Source organism: Mycobacterium sp. SVM_VP21, from assembly GCA_024758765.1.
Taxonomy (GTDB): Bacteria; Actinomycetota; Actinomycetes; order Mycobacteriales; family Mycobacteriaceae; genus Mycobacterium; species Mycobacterium heraklionense_C.
This window is the reverse complement of sequence record CP101406.1, coordinates 3,494,541-3,512,746: the sequence shown is the minus strand read 5'-3', so window position 1 is coordinate 3,512,746 and position 18,206 is coordinate 3,494,541. Positions and strand designations below refer to the sequence as shown.

Sequence of the window (18,206 nt, the reverse complement as noted above, 5' to 3'; positions counted from 1 at the left end):
TCAGGCGGCAACCACGATCGTCAGCCGAGTGTCGTCGCGTTCCACCCGCATCCCGGCTCGCCGAGCTATGGCGGCCACCGCGGCGGCATCATCGGGTTCGGCCCTGGTGGTGGCCAGGGCCCGCGCCAGTTGCCCCTTGTGCGCTTTGTTGAAGTGACTCACCGAGACTCGTCGCCCATCGGGGTGCTCGGCGACCACATCGACGCGAACGGAGCCCGGAATGCCGGCCAGTGCCGCATAGGAACCGGACCTCAGGTCGACGACCAGCTCGGCTGCGGCGATCTCGGCCAGCACCGGTTCCAGCACCGGCCGCCAGCGCTTGGCCAATCCGGGTCGTCCGGGCAGCTTCGAGGACGCCGAGAGCCGGTATGCCGGTACCGGATCCGTTGCCCGCAGCAGCCCGAACAAGGCGGAGCCGACGGCCAGGCGGGCGCCGGCCCGGACGGCTGCGGCACCGCGCAGCGAGCCGATGTCCAGCGCCTCGTACAACACACCGGTGTAGCGGTTGATCGCCGGCGCGGTGGGAGCGGTACGCAGTGCGGCGTTGCGCTCGATCTCAGCGTCCTGCGACGCCGACAGTCCCAGTGCGCTGCGGCTGGCCTCCCGGTCAGCGGCCAAACCCACTAACTCGTCGACCAGTTCGGTCCTCAGGCCGGTGAGTTGTGGGGAGGCCAGTGCATCAAGGCGCAGCGGTGGTCCGTCGCCGCCGGTGCGTTTGGTCTCCGACGGGGGCAGCAGCACGATCACAGCGCAGACGTTAACCGAGCCGTTCCACACACCAGCGCGGTGGCGAGCATCGCCGCACCGACGGTATCGGTGACGTAGTGGTAGCCGCAGGCCACCAACCCGAGCATGCCCAGCAGGCTTACCAGCGTGGCTGCGGTCAGGGCCCAGCCCCGGGCCGGTTTCGAACCGGCCACCACGACCATCATTCCCAGCACCGCGACCAACAGCGCGGTATGGCCGCTGGGGTATTCGAGGTAGGGCCCGTTATGCCGGTCGAAGAGGTGCTTGAGCGCCATGGTGATCGCGGTGACGGCGAACGGGCAGGCCAGCACCGCGGCCGCCAACGCCCACTGCCTGCGGGACAAGGCCACCACCAGGCACGCCACGGTCACCGCCAGCACTAGCCAGCCGCTGGTGAAGATCAACAGCCACCGGGGTTGCTCGCCGATCAGGGTGAAGGTGGCGCGACTGAACCAGCTATCGATCGGTGTCGAGCCGCGGCCCACCGCCCAACCGAGGGCCAATGTCGCCAGCACGCCGGCCAGCGGCCACCAGCGCAGGGCGGTGGCGAGGCCCCGACCTATTTCAGGCCGACTTCTGGAACAGCGGCAGCAGCATCTGGCGGCGCTGGTCGTTGCCGTCGGCAAGAGCATGCAGCGCCTGGTCCACCGAGCGCGACGTCGGGAACATGGCCTCCTCGTCGAAGTCGCCGAGCAGTTCGTGCACCGCCGAGCTCTCGATGAGGGTCCACTCCACGCCCGCGGCACGGCAGTCGCCGTCCAGAACGCACAGCAGCCAAATGCCGGCGGCGGCGAACGAGGTGACCCCGCTCAAGTCGAGCACCAGCGGCTCCTTGGCAAGGACGAAGCGCCGCGCCCGTTCGCTGAGTTGGTCCACGTTGGTGGCATCGATCCGGCCCCGGATCGCGATCACCGTCGCGAGCTGACGGTAGTGCGCCCGAATCTGCGCCCCGCCGCACTCGACGACCGGGTTGATTCGAGTTGTGCCTCGTGTGGTGATCTCGATTGCCATGCCAGCCCCCGCCTTCCTGTCGATCGCTGTCGGCAGCTGTGCCGACCTCGATGTTTCCCGACGTTATGCGGCGAAGTTAAGGCCTCTTGGGCGGACGACTAACGCTTTGGTGAGATATCGAACGGCTCGGTCGCCCCGGTGAACGCGCTGATCCGGCCATCTCGGTCCCGGGCGTCGCCGTCATAGCGAAGCCGGTATCGCCCGGCCGCGGTGTTTTCGGGAATCTCCCAGGTCACGGTGATGGTCGATCCGCGCCGGCCGGTGCGTCGCCAGCGGAACGTCGTCGACCAGTCACTGTCGTCGGCCACGGTGCTCCACCCGGCATCGGTTTGATGCTCCACCCGCACATAGGTGCCGCCGCGGTGCAGGTCATTGTTCGGGTACGCGCCGGCGAACACCGCCGACACCGTGGTGCCCGGCTGGTAGGCAGGCAGCGGCGCCTCCAAGACATCACCGAACTGCTGGCCGCCGGCCAGCGCATCCGGCTTCGCCCGGCGACGTGACCGGCGCCGGCGGGACGGCTCGGCGGGTCGTCGGCCTTGCGGCGCCGGCCGCTGATCGCGCATCGCGGTGGCCAGCTCGGCCACCACCTGCTGCAGCGCCGGCAGCTCCCAGCGCCCGAACAGAGTGCTGCCACCTTCGTAGCGCTGCTCGTCGTATTCCTCCGGCGTCGTCACGTAGTGCAGATAGCCGTTGCTGTAGCCCGCTACCAGCACGTCGCGCAGGTCGGCGCCGACGATCTCGGCCACCGTGCGGCGCAACCGCAGACCCGCCACGATGGTCACTTCGGCCGGAATGCCGATCAGGTACAGCTGCCCGATGCGCAGCAGCTGCACCGGGCCGCCCTCGGGGATCAGCATCGACAGCGCCTTGTTGAGCCGGGTTCCGGGGCCTACCGCCCCCTTCGGTGCGTGCGCATCGCGCAGCCGTGGGGAGAATCGGAAAACCGTGTTGGCGACCAGGCCGTCAAAGAAGCGGTTGCGCCCCTGCTTGAACACGGGGTACAACGGGCCGGCGCCCTCGTCGGTACCGGCCAGGCATGAAGCGCCCGCGATCGCTGGGCCGGTGCGATGAGCCCGGCCGTCGCCGGTGAATTCGGGCCGGACCTCAAAATCCGTCAGATCGACATAGGTGGTGCGAGCGTCGAGCCCCCCGCTGACCTCGGTGCCATGCCCTAACGTCAGCTCGGTGGCCGCGGCGGCTTGGCGAGACCCGATGATCCGGGTGTTCTCGAACTCGTCCTCGGTGGGGCCGCTGCCGGGGCGATGGTTCAGATTCGGCGACATGTCCCCGGAGTTCGTCTGGGCGAAGGCCGCGATGAAGTCCGGTGGCGTGGCTGCCAGGTAGTCGACGCCGTGATCCAGGCGCTCGCACTGGTAGGCGGCGTAGCCCTTGTTGTCCCCGCTGATCAAAGTGTTGCGGTTGGTCAGGGACGTGCCGTGGGTGGCGAACCAGTTCACCGCACCGACCAGCCGGCCGTCGCGTTCGATACGCAGCAAGGTGGTCTGCGGGTCGATCTGGTCCGGGAAGTGGGCGCGCTCGGCCTCGGGGTTCCGGGCGAACGACAACGGCGAACGGTTGCTGCTGGCGTCGTGCAGCCGGCCCACGGCAAGGCTCAAGTTGGCCGGAGCCAGGTCGGCATGCGCTCGGTCGACGGCTTCGCAGATCCCGTCGATGATCGCGTTGAATGTCTGGTGCCGGAACCCGTTGGTGTTCGAGTTGTAGAGCCGGTGGTCGGAGTAACCGCCAGGGCCGCAATGGGTGTGCGTCGCCGTCAACATCACGTTGTGGAACGTGTACAGCTCGCCATAGGTCGCGGCCAAGCGTCCGAGCACCTCGTGGTGCACGCTTTCCAGCAGTAGCGGTATCTCGCAGACCACCAGCAGCAGCCGGGTGCCGGCGGCCGCGTCGGCGATGACGAATGCCCGCGCACGCAGCCGATTGTGCACTCCGTCGGTCTGCTGTGAGGCCACGCCGTAGCCGAGCATTCCGCACTCGGCCGGCTCGCCGGTGATGTCGGCGATTCCGCGCCCAACCTGGTAGTCGTCTGGCATCGCTACAGTATTCACAACCGCCCTGCCGGTATCGCCGCCGACGTGCCCGGCCGGTTACTTCACCCGGGACAGTCGCGCTGTTAGTCTTCGATGGCTGCCGGCTACCGGGTTTGCGGCTTGCCGATCGCCGGGCCGTCTCGGCGGGCCCGCACCCGAGGCAGCCAGGACATGCGGAGTCACCCGGCGAAAGAGTGTTGTGCGCAGCGGAGAGATCAAGGCCCTGACCGGGCTTCGCATCATCGCCGCGGTATGGGTGGTGCTGTTTCACTTCCGGCCCCTGTTGCGACTGGCGTCGCCGGAGCTCAGCGATGCGCTCGCCCCGGTGCTCGACCGCGGCGCCCAAGGCGTCGATCTGTTCTTCATCCTCAGTGGTTTCGTGCTGACCTGGAACTACCTGGAGCGCATGGGGGAGACGTTCTCCGTACGCGCCACGGTGCACTTCCTGTGGTTGCGTCTGGCCCGAGTCTGGCCGATCTACCTGGTCACGATGCACCTGGCGCTGCTGTGGGTGATCTTCACTCTGCATGTCGGGCACGTCCCGACCGAGGACCTCAGCCGGATCACCGCGATCAGCTACGTGCGGCAGGTCCTGCTGGTGCAGTTGTGGTTCGAACCGTTCTTCGACGGGTCGAGCTGGGACGGGCCGGCCTGGTCGATCAGCGCCGAGTGGCTGGCCTACCTGTTGTTCGGCGTGCTGGTGCTGGCGGTCTACCGGATGATGCTGGTGACCTCGGCGCGTGGGCTGGCGGCATTGGCGATCATCGCCTCGCTCCCACCGCTGCTGCTGTTGCTGGCGACCGGCGAGTTCTACAGCCCGTGGAGCTGGTTGCCGCGCATCGTCATGCAGTTCACCGCGGGTGCGCTGGCCTGCGCCGCGGTGCGCAAGATCGAGCCGCAGGGACCGAGTGACGCAGCTCGCCGTGCCGCGGGTTATTGCTCCGCACTGCTGATCGTCGCGATGGTCGCCGTCCTCTACTACTTCGACGGCCATCCGATCTCGGGGCTCTACGACAGCGGCGGCCTGGTCGATGTGCTGTTCGTGCCGTTGGTGATGGCGTTGGCGATCGGTATCGGAAGCTTTCCCGCGCTGCTGTCCACGCGCATGATGGTCTATGGCGGGCAGATCTCGTTCTGCCTGTATATGGTCCACGAGCTGGTGCACACGTCCTGGAATTGGGCGGCAAAGCAATTCGAGATCGTGCTCGACGAGGGGGCGACCGCGGCCAAGTGGATGGTGTGCGGCCTGCTGGTGGCGGCGACGTTGTTATCGATGCTGCTGTTCCATGCCGTTGAAGAGCCCGGGCGGCACTGGATGCGCAAGATGATCGGTGCCCGGCCCGAGTCTGCCCAGGTGGCGCCGACCGAAGATCCCCTGGCGGTCGAACCGGTGGGGCCGGACAACTTGGATGATGTGAACGATTCGACCGACTCGGACGACGGTGTCCTCAACGAACCCAAGGTCGCGGTTCCGGCTAGTCTTCGCTGAGGTTGATTGGGGGAGGTAGCCGTGAGTCGGGTGATGACGTTCGCCGTCGTGATGGTGGCCGGGGTCGTCGCGGTGGTCGCAGGGACCGGCTACTTGTCGCGCGATCACGAGTCGCCGCGCCACTACGAGACGGTGCCGCTGAGTTCCTCGCCGAACCGGATCGCGGTGATCGGTGATTCCTACACCGCCGGCTACGAGGACACCGGCCGCGGTGCGGCGAACTGGACCGAGCGGGCATGGCAGAACCTGGCCGGTCGCGGGGTCTACGTCAGCGCCGACGTGGCGGCCGAGGGCGGCGCGGGGTACGGCGTGCGCGGAAACCGTGGCGCCCTGTTCGGCGACCTGACCCGGCGCGCGGTACAACCCGACGACGCGCTGGTGGTGTTCTTCGGCTCGCGTAACGACCAGGACGTCGAACCGGGCGAGTTGGGTCGACTGATCGCCGACACCTTGGGCTTGGCCCGCCGTACCGCGCCGGGGGCGCGGATGCTGGTGGTCGGGCCGCCGTGGCCTAGCGCTGACGTCCCGGGCAACGTGTGGCGGATCCGCGATGTCCTCAGTACGCAGGCGCGTATGGTCGGAGCGGAGTTCGTCGACCCGCTCGCCGAGCGGTGGTTCGTCGGCCTGCCCGACCTGATCGGCCCAGACGGTGTACACCCCACCGACGCCGGTCACGCCTACATGGCCGACAAGATCGCACCGCTGATTGCGGGACAGCTTCCGAAGCGGACTTAGCGCAAAACCGGACGGAATCGGGCTGGGCTCAGCAGTATTGGCGAATGGACACCATGCGCGTACTGATCACCGGTGGAACCGGATTCGTTGGAGGCTGGACGGCCAAAGCGATCGCCGATGCCGGGCACCGGCCGCGGTTCCTGGTCCGCAACCCGGCGGGCCTGCACAGCAGCGTGGAGCGGCTAGGTGTGGATGTGTCCGACTACGTCGTCGGTGACATCACCGACGCGGACTCGGTGCGCGAGGCGCTGTCCGGCTGCGATGCGGTCGTACACGCTGCCGCAGTGGTGGCCACCGACCCACGCCAGACGGCACAGATGCTGGCCACGAACTCGGCCGGCGCCCACAACGTGCTCGGCGGAGCGGTTGAGCTGGGACTGGACCCGATCATTCACGTCTCCAGCTTCACCGCGCTGTTTCACCCAGGACTGACGATGTTGCGGGCTGACCTGCCGGTGGCCGGGGGCGCCGACGGCTATGGACAGTCCAAAGCCCGGGAGGAGCTCTATGCGCGGGGCCTGCAGGACGCCGGCGCCCCCGTCAACATCACCTATCCGGGCATGGTGCTCGGTCCTCCGGTCGGAGACCGGCTGGGGGAGGCCGGCGAAGGCGTACGCGCGGCGCTGCAGATGCATGTCATCCCCGGGCGTGACAGCGCCTGGATGGTGATCGACGTTCGTGACCTCGCGGCAATGCACCTGGCGCTGCTGGAGCCGGGCCGTGGCCCGCGCCGCTACATGGCCGGTGGCCAGCGGGTACCGCCGGGCGAGTTGGCGAGCCTGCTCCAAGAGCTGTCGGGTTCTCCCATGATGGCGCTGCCGATACCGGACATCGCCCTACGCTGGGCGGGCCGCGTTTTGGATCAAGTCGAGCAGGTGCTGCCGATCTCGACTCCGTTCACCGAGGCCGGGATGCAGTACTACACGCAGATGCCCGAATCCGATGACACCCCTGCCGAGCGCGACCTCGGCATCGAGTTCCGAACCTCCCGGGAAACACTGGCCGACACCATTGCGGGCATCCGCGGTTAGCCGCGTTCTCGGGACCTACTCGGGCCAGGGGTTATTGAGGATCAGTTCGGCGAAGTTGGCGGGCACGAACTCGGGGTCGAAATGCGCAAGGACGTCGGCATTCATGGTGCCGAAGGTGGTTTGCGGGCGGTGCGCCATGCCTTCGTTGAAGGCGGCCAGGATCCGCCTTTTGAAGTCCGGGCGTCGATGAGCAGTGGTGACGGCCGCAATGTCTTCGGCGGCAAGGTCATCGCGGCCTATGCCGATCACGTCGGTTTCGACACCGGCGGTGACCAAGGCGATTTCGGGATCGAGGAACTCGGGCACGCCCGGAGTGGTGTGCAGGGCGATGGCGAGCCAGACCTTGCCGGCTTCGGCTTCGCCGACTCCGCGCTGCAGCAGAAAATCCCGTGCCGCATTGGCGCCGTCCACCTCGAAGCGAAGCGCTGAGCTGCGGTAGCGCTGGGTGAGGCCCAGATCGTGAAACATCGCTCCGGCGTAGAGCAGTTCCAGGTCCGGTTGCAGTCCGCGGCGGCGGCCCTGCAACGCGCCGAATAGAAACACCCGACGAGAATGGTCGAAGAGCAAGTCGTCTTCGGCTTCTCGAATGAACTCGGTTATCTCCCGCGCCAACGCAGAGTCGGGAATGGTGATGTCGGCAATGGTCTCGATCGACTGGGTCATGGACGCATCTCCTTGTTTGGGCCTGCAGCCATTCTGCGTTTGGTTGGACGATTCGACCGTGGTTGTTCGCGCCGCCTTTCCCACAGAATGCGACATGCTTCCGGAACCGTATCGCGCACCGAAAGCGACATAATGGCTGCGTGACTGACGCCGGTGCCAGGGCGCGACTGGTGGTGATCGTCGTCTTTGACGACGTGACGATGCTCGATGTCGCCGGGGCCGCGGAAGTCTTCGTCGAAGCCAATCGGTTTGGCGCGAACTATGCGGTCACGATCGCCTCAGTGGATGGCCGCGACGTGACGACCTCGATCGGCGCCCGGTTGGGTGTCACCGACAGCCTTGCCGCCATTCGTTCTGCCGACACCGTGTTAGTGGCTGGCGGCGACCATCTGCCCCGGAGCGCCATCGACCCCGCACTCGTCGAAGCCGTCAGGTCAGTGGCCAGTCGGACGCGGCGCCTGGCGTCTATCTGCACCGGGTCGTTCATCCTGGCTCAGGCCGGCATGCTCAGCGGCCGTCGTGCCACCACGCATTGGCACGACGCCCGGTTGTTCGCGCGGGCATTCCCCGACATCACCGTCGAGCCGGACGCCATCTTCATCCGCGATGGCGACGTCTACACCTCGGCCGGCGTGTCAGCCGGTATCGACCTAGCGTTGGCGTTGGTCGAAATGGATCACGGCAGCAAGCTGGTTCGCGAGGTCGCTCGATGGTTGGTGGTCTATCTCAAACGCGCAGGCGGACAGTCACAATTCTCCGCGCTGGTTGAGGCCGATCCACCTCCGCAGTCTGCGCTGCGCCAGGTTACCGATGCGATCGTGGCGAACCCGGCCGCCGACCACAGCGTGGACGCGCTTGCCCGGCGAGCCGCCTTGAGCAGCCGGCAACTGACCAGACTGTTTCAGGCCGAGCTCGGGACCACTCCGGCCCGCTACGTCGAAACGGTACGTATCGATGCCGCCCGGGCCGCGCTTGATGCCGGCCACAGCGTCACCGAGTCCGCACACCGCGCAGGATTCGGCAGCCCCGAAACCCTCCGTCGGGTATTCGTCGACCATCTAGGCGTGTCGCCGAAGGCCTACCGCGACCGGTTCCGCACGACCGTTCGCTGAGCCGCCGGGACTAGCCCTCTTTGTTGATCAGCTTGCCCAGCGCCGCCCGGTCGGGCGCCAGCAGCTCGTCGATGCGCGGCTGGTTGACGTCCGCGACGATGATCTCGCCGACCTCTTGGTTGACGCTGCTGTAGATGCCGTGCTCCTTCATCTTCTCGGTTTGGTACAGGTTGTCCTGGGTGGGCGTGACGTAGTGCACCGCCGCAGCCTTGAATCGGTGGATCAGCCACAGGTGGGTCAGGTCCATCAGCCGCTTCTGGCGGAGCTTCTCGGCGAAGGTGTTCTGGTCGCGCACCGTCAGGATGCTGCGACCGTGCCGGTCCTTGATCGGATCGACGATCACGTTGGCGAGCTTCTCGTCGCCCTCGCCGTAGATGCCCAGTTCCAGCACATCGGATCCGGGACGGGTGGGGCGCAGTTGCACACGTAGCTTCTCGCCGAGCTGATAGTGCTCGGCCCACAACGCCAGCCAATCCTCGAGCAGCTTCTTGGGCACCTCGGTCTGCACCAAATGCTGATGTTGGGTGGAACCGGCGCCCATCGCCTTGGTGGTCGCGGTGCGGCCCGACGAAGCGGCCAACGCAGCGTCGCTGCGGGGCCCGCCGACCAGCGTCTGAGGTGTGCGGTAGGGCGACTCCACCAGCCGCATCTTGCGCTGCAGGCGGGCCAGCGCCAGCATCCCGTCCTGCAACAGGGTGGCCGCGAATTCCTCGGAGGCCACGCCGTCCACCTGGTGGCCGCCGTAGGTGATGAAGTTGAAGACGAAGCCCAACTTGCCAATCTCGGCCGGGAAGGCCCGCATCTGGTCGTCGGTCATGCCGGTGGTGTCCCAGTTGAACGACGGCGACAGGTTGTAGGCCAGCATCTGGTCGGGATACACCGCGTGGATCGCCTCGGCGAACTCGCGGGCCTCGGCGAGATCGGCGGTCTTGGTCTCCATCCACAGAATGTCGGCAAACGGCGCCGCGGCCAGCGACTTGGCGATCGCATACGGGATGCCGCCGCGCACCTGGAAGTAGCCTTCGGGGGTCTTGGCCCGGTCGCAGTCCCAGCCGGGGTCGGCGTTGAGCTCGGCAGCTTTCGCCCGCGCGGTGTAAAGCGGTGCGCGGAAAGCGAATTCGCGCCACTGCGCGGCGGTCATCTCTTTGGGCTCGCCCTCCCGCTCGGCGAAGTCCAGCATCTCGGCGACAGCATCGGCGAACGTCATCAGCCCGGCGTCGTTCTGCCAGGCCTCCACAAACTTCGACTCGATGTCGTCGAAGAGGGTGTCCACCGACTGGCTACCGTCGCTGCTCCAGCCTTTCGCGGCCGTGGTGATCAGCTCGGTGATGCCCTGGCGTTCCAGCCAGGTGTCCGCCTCGGCGTACTCGCCCTCGGGCAGGGCGTAGAGCAGGTGGCCGTTGATCTCTTTGATGCCCGAGTCGTAGAACCGCCGCGTCATCGCTAGGAAACACGCCTTGTAGGACGGGATCTTCAGGTTGGTGGTTCCCAGGATGAACGGCTGGTCGCGCTCGTCGGAGCGGCTCTCGACCAGGTTCGCCGCCTCGGCGTCGGTGCGCGCCACGATGATGCCCGGGACGCCCATCATGTCCAGCTGGAAGCGGGCGGTGTTGAGCCGCTTGATCTGCTCGTCGGAGGGCACCAACACCTTGCCGCCCTGGTGCCCACACTTCTTGGTGCCCGGCCGCTGATCCTCGATGTGATAGCCGGGGACACCGGATTCGACGAAGCGCCGGATCAGGTTGCGCACGTGCGGATCACCGCCGTGGCCGGTGTCGGCGTCGGCGATGATGAACGGGCGGTAGTCGACGGCCGGAGTGGCGGCGCGCTGTTCGGGCGTCATCTGCAGGCGCAGGTACTGCTGGTTGCGGTCGGCGGTCAGCAGGGCGCGGACCAGGCCGGCGGCCTCGTCGGGCACCTGACTCAGTGGATAGCTGGCCAGGTCGGGGCCGGGGTCTTCGTTGATGGAGCCCTTCGCCGAGGTCGCCCAGCCGCCCAGATAGATGCCCTCGATGCCGACCCGCTTCATCACCACGGCCTGCCCCGGCGAATACGGGCCGAAGGTGGTGATGCTCTTCTTGGCGGCGAACAGTTCCCGCAGCCGGGCGTAGAACGCGGTGGCCGCCTCCCGTGCGACGGGATAGTCGGCGGGGATGGTGCCGCGTTGCTCGACGACCTGGCGGGCGCTGTAGAGACGGGTGATGCCTTCGAAACGGGGGCTGTCGAAGTATTTCTGTACCGCTGTGATGTCGGCATTGACATCGCGTTCGACCGGTGTGCTCGCCGTTGAGTTCGTCTCGATCGTCGTCATGGAAATTCGCTCCCTTTCACCGGTTAGTGCGGCGGCCCCAGCTCGCTTCCTCCCCGTATTGTGCCGCCGCACGCTGAGCGATAGTTCGGTTTTGTCTACATCTTCAGCACGGCGCCGCTGACGGCGCAGAACTCGCCCGAAGGCATCGGATTCGCGGCCCGAAGTGGCTAAGCTCAAGGTTTATGACGTACCGGTCGGACCGGTGGGCAGAACACTGGGAGCAGGCGCCGCAGCCCGTGGTGATCGGCAGGTGGGCGGCCCGTCGGATGAGCCGGCGCTTCGCCGGGGTGGGCGTCCGGATTCCGCCCGCTCGACTGCGTGAGATGGCGGTCGGTGCGCCGCTGGCGTCGGCTGAGTCGGTCGACTACGCGTTCGCGCTTGCCGCCACGGAGATGAAGCATGAGCAGCGACTGGCCCGGGCGCGGCGCAACCGGCGACGCCTGATGAACGCGCTCATCGTGGCCGGCCTGATGATTGCTTCGCTCAATCTGCTGATCTGCATGGGCTATCTCTTCATCAGCCTGGCGCTGCGCGAACCGGCTATGTGATCCGTCACTGTTCAACTCCATTGTGGTGGAAGTCCTTTGACGTTCGAAGCGGGCTTCGCTGAAAGAACTGGGACTTAGACTGCGGGCATGACGCAGACGCCGCGCCCGACGGCCCTCAAGGGACTGGTCCAGATCGAGGAGTGCCTCGACACCGACGGCGGCATCGTCCTGCCTCCCGGCGAAACCCTGATCTCGCTGATCGACCGCAATATCGCCAACGTGGGGGACGCGGTGGCGTTCCGTTACCTCGACTACGCCGGCCAGGTGGAGGGCCAGGCGGTGGAGCTGACGTGGACGCAACTCGGCGTGCGGCTGCGCGCCATCGGCGCTCGGCTGCAAGGCTTCACCGTCCCCGGTGACCGAGTGGCGATCCTGGCACCGCAGGGACTGGACTATGTCACCGGGTTCTATGCGGCCGTCAAGTGCGCAACCGTCGCCGTTCCGCTGTTCGCCCCCGAGCTTCCGGGGCACGCCGAGCGCCTCGACACCGCCTTGCGCGACTCCACTCCGACAGTGGTGCTGACCACGGCCGCGGTGCGACAGGTCGTCGAGGAGTTCCTGGGCAAACTTCCCCAGCAGTTGCAGCCCCGCGTGGTGGTCATCGACGAGATACCTGACTCGGCGGGGGAGGACTTCGTGCCCGTCGACATCGACGTCGACGACGTGTCGCACCTGCAGTACACCTCGGGCACCACGCGGCCACCGGTCGGCGTGCAGGTGACCCACCGCTCGGTGGCCACCAACCTGCTGCAGATGATCCTGTCGATCGACATGCTGGACCGAAACACGCACGGGCTCAGCTGGTTACCGCTTTATCACGACATGGGTCTATCGATGATCGGATTTCCGGCGGTCTACGGCGGTCACTCCACGCTGATCTCGCCGACGGCATTCATCCGACGGCCGCAGCGCTGGATCAAAGCACTGTCGGACGCCTCGCGGCGTGGCCGGGTGGTCACCGCCGCACCGAACTTCGCCTATGAGCTGACCGCGGCACGGGGCCTGCCAGCGCCGGGTGCCGATATCGACCTGGCCAACGTGGTGATGATCATTGGGTCCGAACCGGTGAACATGGCAGCGATGACCGCCTTCAACGAGGCATTCGCTCCGTACGGGTTGCCGTCCACCGCCATCAAGCCGTCCTACGGGATCGCCGAGGCGACGCTGTTCGTGGCCACCATCGCGCCCGATGCTCAGGCGAGCGTGCTGCACCTGGACCGCGATCAGCTCGGTTCCGGCCGTGCGGTTCCGGTGGCCGCCGATGCTCCGGGCGCGGTGCCCCAGGTTTCGTGCGGGCAGGTGGCCCGGAGTCTGTCTGCGGTGATCGTCGACGCCGAGGCCGGCGCGGAACTGCCCGACGGCCACGTCGGCGAGATCTGGCTGCATGGCGACAACGTCACCGCCGGCTACTGGGACCGACCCGAGGAGACCAGACGCGCGTTCGGCGCCCGCCTGCGGTCCCGGCTGGAACACGGCAGCCATGCCGGGCCGACGCCAGCCGACAGCGCTTGGCTGCGCACCGGCGACCTGGGCTTCTATCTGGACGGGGAACTCTACGTGACCGGTCGCACGGTGGATCTGATGGTGCTTGGAGGACGCGGGCACTATCCGCAGGACATCGAGGCCACCGTGGCGGCGGCCTCACCGATGGTGCGGGGCGGCTATGTGGTCGCGTTCGCTGCGCCAGGCGATTCGGCCGATCAGCTGGTGATCGTCGCCGAGCGCGCGACCGGTACCGGCCGCAAAGACCCCGGGCCGGCGATCGCCGCCATCCGGGCGGCAGTGCAGCGGGTGCACGGCGTGAGCGCCGCCGATGTCCGATTCGTCCGTGCCGGTGCCATCCCACGAACCACCAGCGGAAAACTCGGCCGCACCGCATGCCGCGAGCAGTATGCGGCGGGCACACTCGGTGTGCACTGAAACGACTGCACCGGCTCCATCGGTGCGCACAGCGGGCGCACAGCGCAGACCTGTCGGGCGCCAAAAATAGCTAGCTAGCCTTCCTAAAACATCTTGCCGGATCGATTGCCGGCCAAGAGATAAGGGGAGGCAATGGACTACGGAGCCCTGCCGCCGGAGATCAACTCGGCGCGCATGTACGCCGGCCCCGGCCCAGCTTCGTTACTGGCCTCTGCGACCGCCTGGCAGGACTTGGCCGCCGAACTGAACTCCGCGGCCGCGTCCTATGGCTCAGTGATTGCGGGTCTGACGAGTGGTTCTTGGCTGGGCGCCTCGGCGGTGACGATGGCAGCCGCGGCAAGCCCCTACGTGACCTGGCTCAGTGCCACCGGGGCGCAAGCCGAGCAGGCCGGCGCCCAACTGGCCGCCGCCGTCACCGCCTACGAATCCGCCCACGCGGCTACCGTTCCGCCGCCGCTGATCGCAGCCAACCGCACCCTGCAGCAGACCCTGATCGCCACCAATCTCCTGGGGCAGAACACCGCGGCGATCGCCACGGCCGAGGCGCAGTACCTTCAGATGTGGGCTCAGGACGCCGCGGCCATGTACGGCTACGCCGGGGCGTCGGCGGTCGCCACCCAGGTCACGCCGTTCACCTCGCCGCCGCAGACCACCGACCCGTCCCGGCAAGCCGGCCAGGTCGCCTCCGTCGCGCAGTCGGCCGCCGCGACCACCGGTACCGACACTGAGGCATTGATGTCGCAAGGGCCGCAACTGCTCTCGACGACGCCGACGGCGCTGCAGGCGCTGGCCGCACCCACCGAGGAGGCGTCGACGGGCGGATCGATGTCGTCGTCGATGTCGAGCCTGAACTCGCTGATGATGCCGATGCGCATGGCGATGATGCCGATGAGCATGCTGATGCGGATGCTGATGGGCGGCACCAACGGGGCCAAGGGCGCGGCGGCGGGTGTGGCGGCCGCCGGTGGGGCGGCTACGGGCCTGCTCAGCTCCGCCGGTGGCGCGGCGAACACCGTGACGTTGGCGGGGTTCTCCGGTGGTTCGGCGGCGACGGCAGGGCTGGGCCGGGCCGCCTCGATCGGCGCGTTGTCGGTGCCGCCGGCGTGGACCGGCCTGGGTGTGGCCAGCGCTCCGGTGGCCACGACGCTCTCGTCGGCCGGTGGGGCAGCTGCCCCGGCAGCGGGGATGGGCAACGCGGCCGCGGTGCCACCGATGGTGCCGTTCGGCAGCCTGGCCGCACGGGGTGGGATCGGCGGTGCGGCCACCCAGTACGACTTTCGGCCTACGGTGATCCCTCGGTCACCGGCAGCGGGGTAGTGGCCGCCTCGACTTCGACGGGAGCGGGCCGGGTCGGAGCCGACGGCACTCGCCGGATGTTGAGCGGCCACCAGAACCATCGGCCCAGCAGCGCCGCGATCGAGGGCGTCAAGAACGAGCGCACGATCAGGGTGTCGAACAGCAGGCCGAGCCCGATCGTGCTGCCAGCCTGACCGATCGAATACAGGTCGCTGGCCGCCATCGACATCATCGTGAAGGCGAACACCAGGCCCGCGGCGGTCACCACCGAGCCGGTGCCGCCGATCGAGCGGATGATCCCGGTCTTGATCCCGGCGCCGATCTCCTCCTGGAACCGGGAGACCAGCAACAAGTTGTAGTCCGAGCCGACCGCCAGCAGGATGATCACCCCGAACACCGGTGCGATCCAGTTCAAGGGGAGCCCGATGATGTGCTGCCACACCACCACGGTCAGGCCGAATGCCGCACTCAGCGACAACAGCACCGTCCCGACGATCACCGCGGAGGCGACCAGTGCCCGGGTGATCAGCAGCATCACGATGAAGATCAGCGTCACCGCCGCCGCCCCGACGATCAGGATGTCGTAGGTCGAGCCGACTTGGATGTCCTTGTAGACCGCCGCAGTTCCGGTGAGGTAGAACTTCGCGCCGGTCAGCGGCGTTCCCTTCACCGCGTCGTGGGCGGCGGCCAGCATCGGTTCGACGAATGAGATGCCCTTGGGCGTGGCCGGGTCGGCGTCGTAGGTGACGATGAACCGCGCCGCCTTACCGTCCGGGGACAAGAACAGCTTGAGGCCCTTCTCGAAATCGGGGTTGTCGAAGGCCTCCGGGGGCAGATAGAAGTAGTCGTCCGCCTTGGAGGCATCGAATGCCCGGCCCATCTCAGTGGCCGTGTCGGTCATCCTCGACATCTGGGTCACCAACCCGGAGAAGCTCGAATGCATTGTGCGCAGGCTGCCCTGCATGGATTTCGCCACCGCGATCATCGGGTCGAACTGCCCGACCAGCTGCGGCATCACCGTGTTCACCTCTGCCATGTCGGCCAGCAGTGGCCGCATGTCCTCGCTGAACTTGTCCATTCCGTCGTAGGCGTCGAAGACCGACCGGATCGCGTCGCACGCGGGAATGTTGAGGCAGTGCTGCTCCCAATAGAAGTAGTTGCGAATCGGCCGCACGACATCATCGAAATCCGCGATGTGGTCGCGGATCTCGTCGACCGTCGCGGTCACCGTGGCCATGTCGACGCTCATCTTGTCGGTGGTGCTGTTCATCTGGGTGACCAGGTCGCGCAGCCGCACCATGGAGTCGACGGTGGCGCCCAGGTCGTCGCTCATCCTGACCATGTCCGACAGCCGGTCCGTCATGAACTGCAGGTTCTCCTGGATCGGGACGGCCTGCATGCTGACCTGGAAGGGGATCGAGGTGTGGTCGATCGGGCTGCCCAACGGCCGGGTGATGCTCTGCACGCGTTCCACCCCGCGGGTACGAAACATGTTCTTGGCAATCCGGTCCAAGATGATCATGTCGGCAGGATTGCGAAGATCATGGTCGCTTTCGACCATCAGGACGTCAGGATTCATCCGTGCGGCGCTGAAATGACGTTCGGCTGCGTCGTATCCGACGTTCGCGGGCAGACCCGCGGGGATGTAGTGACGGTCGTTGAAGCTGATCCTCATGCTGGGCACCGCCAGCATCCCGGCCAGCGTGACTAGCAACGCTGCCACGAAAACCGGACCGGGCCAGCGAACATTGGCGGTTCCGATTCGCCGCCAGCCGCGGCCCTCGGCCCGCTTGGGCTCCAGCAGGCCGTGCCGGGTGGCGATCGCGACGATGGCCGGGGCCACGGTGAGCGCACCGGCGATGACCACCAGCAGACCCAGCGCCGACGGGATGCCCAGGGCTTTGAAGTAGGACAGCCGGGCGAAATGCAGACACAGTGACGCGCCCGCGATGGTCAGTCCCGAGCCCAAGATGACATGCCAGGTGCCGCGAAACATCGAGTACCAGGCGGTCTCCGGGTCTTCCCCGGCATTGCGGGCTTCGTGGTAGCGCCCGATCAGGAAGATCGCGTAGTCGGTCCCGGCTGCGATCGCCAGGGACGACAGCATCGCGACGACGAACGTCGAAAAGCCCAGTAGGCCATGGTGTCCGAGAAGCGCGACGAGGCCGCGTGCGCTGCCCATTTCGAAGCCCACCATCACCAGTGCGAGCGCCACGGTGGCGGCGGAACGGTAGACGATGGCCAGCATGATGATGATGACCACTCCGGTCACGCCCATCATCTTGAGCATGCTCTTGTCGGCGGCTTCGTTCATATCGGTGGTCAGCGCGGCCTGGCCGGTGACATAGGCCTTCACACCGTCCGGTGTTGGCACCGAGGCGACGATCTTGCGGACCGCGTCGACCGACTCGTTGCCCAGGGTGCTGCCCTGATCACCCGCGGTGTTGATCTGCGCGTAGGCGGCCTTGCCATCGGTGCTTTGCACCCCCGCTGCGGTGATCGGGTCGCCCCACAGGTCTGCGATGTGCTGGACGTGTTCGTGATCGGCCGCCAGTTTGGCGATCACGGTGTCGTAATAGCGGTGCGCCGCTGGGCCCAGTTCCGTCTCGCCCTCGAGCACCAGCATCACCATGGCGTCGGAGTCGAACTCGTCAAACGTGGCGCCGATGTGCTTGGCCGCGATCATTGACGGCGCATCTTGAGGTGACATCGTCACTGCGTTCTCGCGTGCCACCGACTCGATCGGCGGAACGAGCACGTTGAGCCCGACGGTCAGCAGCAGCCAGAAGATCACCAGCGGCCAGGCCAGCCGGCGAACCGCCCGCATATACCCCGGGCGAAGGGTGCCGTGGCCGCTCATGCGCCTTTGACCAGACAGAACACCTGGGCGTGGTGCCCGGTGGCCAGCTGCTCGTCTTTGACGACGCCGTTGACCGTGATGCGACAGCCGATCTCGTCGCCGTCGCCCTGGGCGACCACGTTGCCGATCACGGACGGACTCGTGGTGGTCATGGTGTGACTCCAGGGCAGGGTGGTGAAGCTCGCCTGCTCGGGCTGGGTCTCCCGGTTCAGGAAGCTCACCGAGCCACGTGCTGCGCCAGTACCGAAAACCTCGTAGCGGAGCTGCTTTTCGTTGATCGAATTGATCACCTGCGAGCCGCTTCCGTCCCAGCGGAAGATCTCATCGGCACCGAACACGTCGCGCAGGTTGACGACCGCCAGCGTTCCGACGACTGCCGCCAACGCGACCACGACGGGCACCCAGGCTCGGCTCACGATCGCGCGCATATCC

General features: G+C 67.0%; 15 protein-coding genes. 7 read left to right on the top strand and 8 right to left on the bottom strand.

Translation table 11 applies throughout. The annotated features are described in order from the left end of the window. From yaaA to NM962_16420, 4 genes are all read right to left on the bottom strand, one after another. Positions 1 to 747, bottom strand: a complete 747-nt coding sequence (yaaA, locus tag NM962_16435) for a peroxide stress protein YaaA (protein UVO11532.1) — start codon at positions 745 to 747, stop codon at positions 1 to 3. Beyond that, complete coding sequence (locus NM962_16430) at positions 744 to 1,262, bottom strand: hypothetical protein (protein UVO11531.1); 519 nt, start codon at positions 1,260 to 1,262, stop codon at positions 744 to 746. Before NM962_16430 ends, yaaA begins: the two co-directional genes overlap by 4 nt. Before the next feature lie 49 nt (positions 1,263 to 1,311). After that, positions 1,312 to 1,758 carry an STAS domain-containing protein gene (locus tag NM962_16425; protein UVO11530.1) on the bottom strand — a complete coding sequence of 149 codons (447 nt, stop codon included), beginning with the start codon at positions 1,756 to 1,758 and terminating at the stop codon, positions 1,312 to 1,314. A gap of 98 nt (positions 1,759 to 1,856) precedes the next feature. After that, positions 1,857 to 3,812, bottom strand: a complete 1,956-nt coding sequence (locus NM962_16420) for a neutral/alkaline ceramidase (protein UVO11529.1) — start codon at positions 3,810 to 3,812, stop codon at positions 1,857 to 1,859. A 196-nt stretch (positions 3,813 to 4,008) separates the two neighbouring features. Here NM962_16420 and NM962_16415 point away from each other — a divergent pair, with 196 nt between their 5' ends. From NM962_16415 to NM962_16405, 3 genes are read left to right on the top strand one after another with little or no spacing between them, the layout of a single operon-like run. Further along, a complete protein-coding gene (locus tag NM962_16415; protein UVO11528.1) occupies positions 4,009 to 5,298 on the top strand; it encodes an acyltransferase in 1,290 nt (429 codons plus the stop codon). Positions 5,299 to 5,331: 33 nt separating this feature from the next. Further along, on the top strand, positions 5,332 to 6,033 hold the full coding sequence (locus NM962_16410; GenBank protein UVO14778.1) for an SGNH/GDSL hydrolase family protein: 702 nt from the start codon (positions 5,332 to 5,334) through the stop codon (positions 6,031 to 6,033). Between the two features lie 53 nt (positions 6,034 to 6,086). Continuing rightward, positions 6,087 to 7,064: an NAD-dependent epimerase/dehydratase family protein gene (locus NM962_16405; GenBank protein UVO14777.1), complete on the top strand. Its 978-nt coding sequence runs from the start codon at positions 6,087 to 6,089 to the stop codon at positions 7,062 to 7,064. Positions 7,065 to 7,079: 15 nt separating this feature from the next. Here NM962_16405 and NM962_16400 read toward each other — a convergent pair whose 3' ends face one another. Continuing rightward, the gene (locus tag NM962_16400) at positions 7,080 to 7,727 is read right to left on the bottom strand and encodes an HD domain-containing protein (GenBank protein ID UVO14776.1); all 648 of its coding nucleotides are present in this window, start codon (positions 7,725 to 7,727) and stop codon (positions 7,080 to 7,082) included. Positions 7,728 to 7,927: 200 nt separating this feature from the next. Here NM962_16400 and NM962_16395 point away from each other — a divergent pair, with 200 nt between their 5' ends. Continuing rightward, positions 7,928 to 8,839 carry a GlxA family transcriptional regulator gene (locus NM962_16395; GenBank protein UVO14775.1) on the top strand — a complete coding sequence of 304 codons (912 nt, stop codon included), beginning with the start codon at positions 7,928 to 7,930 and terminating at the stop codon, positions 8,837 to 8,839. A gap of 10 nt (positions 8,840 to 8,849) precedes the next feature. Here NM962_16395 and aceA read toward each other — a convergent pair whose 3' ends face one another. Then, positions 8,850 to 11,150 (bottom strand): isocitrate lyase ICL2, encoded by a 2,301-nt coding sequence (gene aceA / locus NM962_16390; GenBank protein UVO11527.1) that lies wholly within the window; start codon positions 11,148 to 11,150, stop codon positions 8,850 to 8,852. A 182-nt stretch (positions 11,151 to 11,332) separates the two neighbouring features. Between aceA and NM962_16385 the strand changes: the two genes are divergently transcribed. The 3 genes from NM962_16385 (at position 11,333) to NM962_16375 (ending at position 14,935) form a co-directional block, all read left to right on the top strand. Continuing rightward, positions 11,333 to 11,698 carry a hypothetical protein gene (locus NM962_16385; protein ID UVO11526.1) on the top strand — a complete coding sequence of 122 codons (366 nt, stop codon included), beginning with the start codon at positions 11,333 to 11,335 and terminating at the stop codon, positions 11,696 to 11,698. Between the two features lie 87 nt (positions 11,699 to 11,785). Continuing rightward, on the top strand, positions 11,786 to 13,618 hold the full coding sequence (locus NM962_16380; protein ID UVO11525.1) for a fatty acyl-AMP ligase: 1,833 nt from the start codon (positions 11,786 to 11,788) through the stop codon (positions 13,616 to 13,618). A gap of 132 nt (positions 13,619 to 13,750) precedes the next feature. Further along, positions 13,751 to 14,935 carry a PPE family protein gene (locus NM962_16375; protein UVO11524.1) on the top strand — a complete coding sequence of 395 codons (1,185 nt, stop codon included), beginning with the start codon at positions 13,751 to 13,753 and terminating at the stop codon, positions 14,933 to 14,935. On the opposite strand, the gene NM962_16370 is transcribed toward NM962_16375, so the two are convergent. Beyond that, the gene (locus tag NM962_16370; GenBank protein ID UVO11523.1) at positions 14,901 to 17,774 is read right to left on the bottom strand and encodes an MMPL family transporter; all 2,874 of its coding nucleotides are present in this window, start codon (positions 17,772 to 17,774) and stop codon (positions 14,901 to 14,903) included. The two genes, NM962_16375 and NM962_16370, sit on opposite strands and share 35 nt — an antisense overlap. After that, positions 17,771 to 18,202: an MmpS family protein gene (locus tag NM962_16365; GenBank protein ID UVO11522.1), complete on the bottom strand. Its 432-nt coding sequence runs from the start codon at positions 18,200 to 18,202 to the stop codon at positions 17,771 to 17,773. The genes NM962_16370 and NM962_16365 overlap by 4 nt, the downstream gene beginning before the upstream one ends. Positions 18,203 to 18,206: the final 4 nt, after the last annotated feature.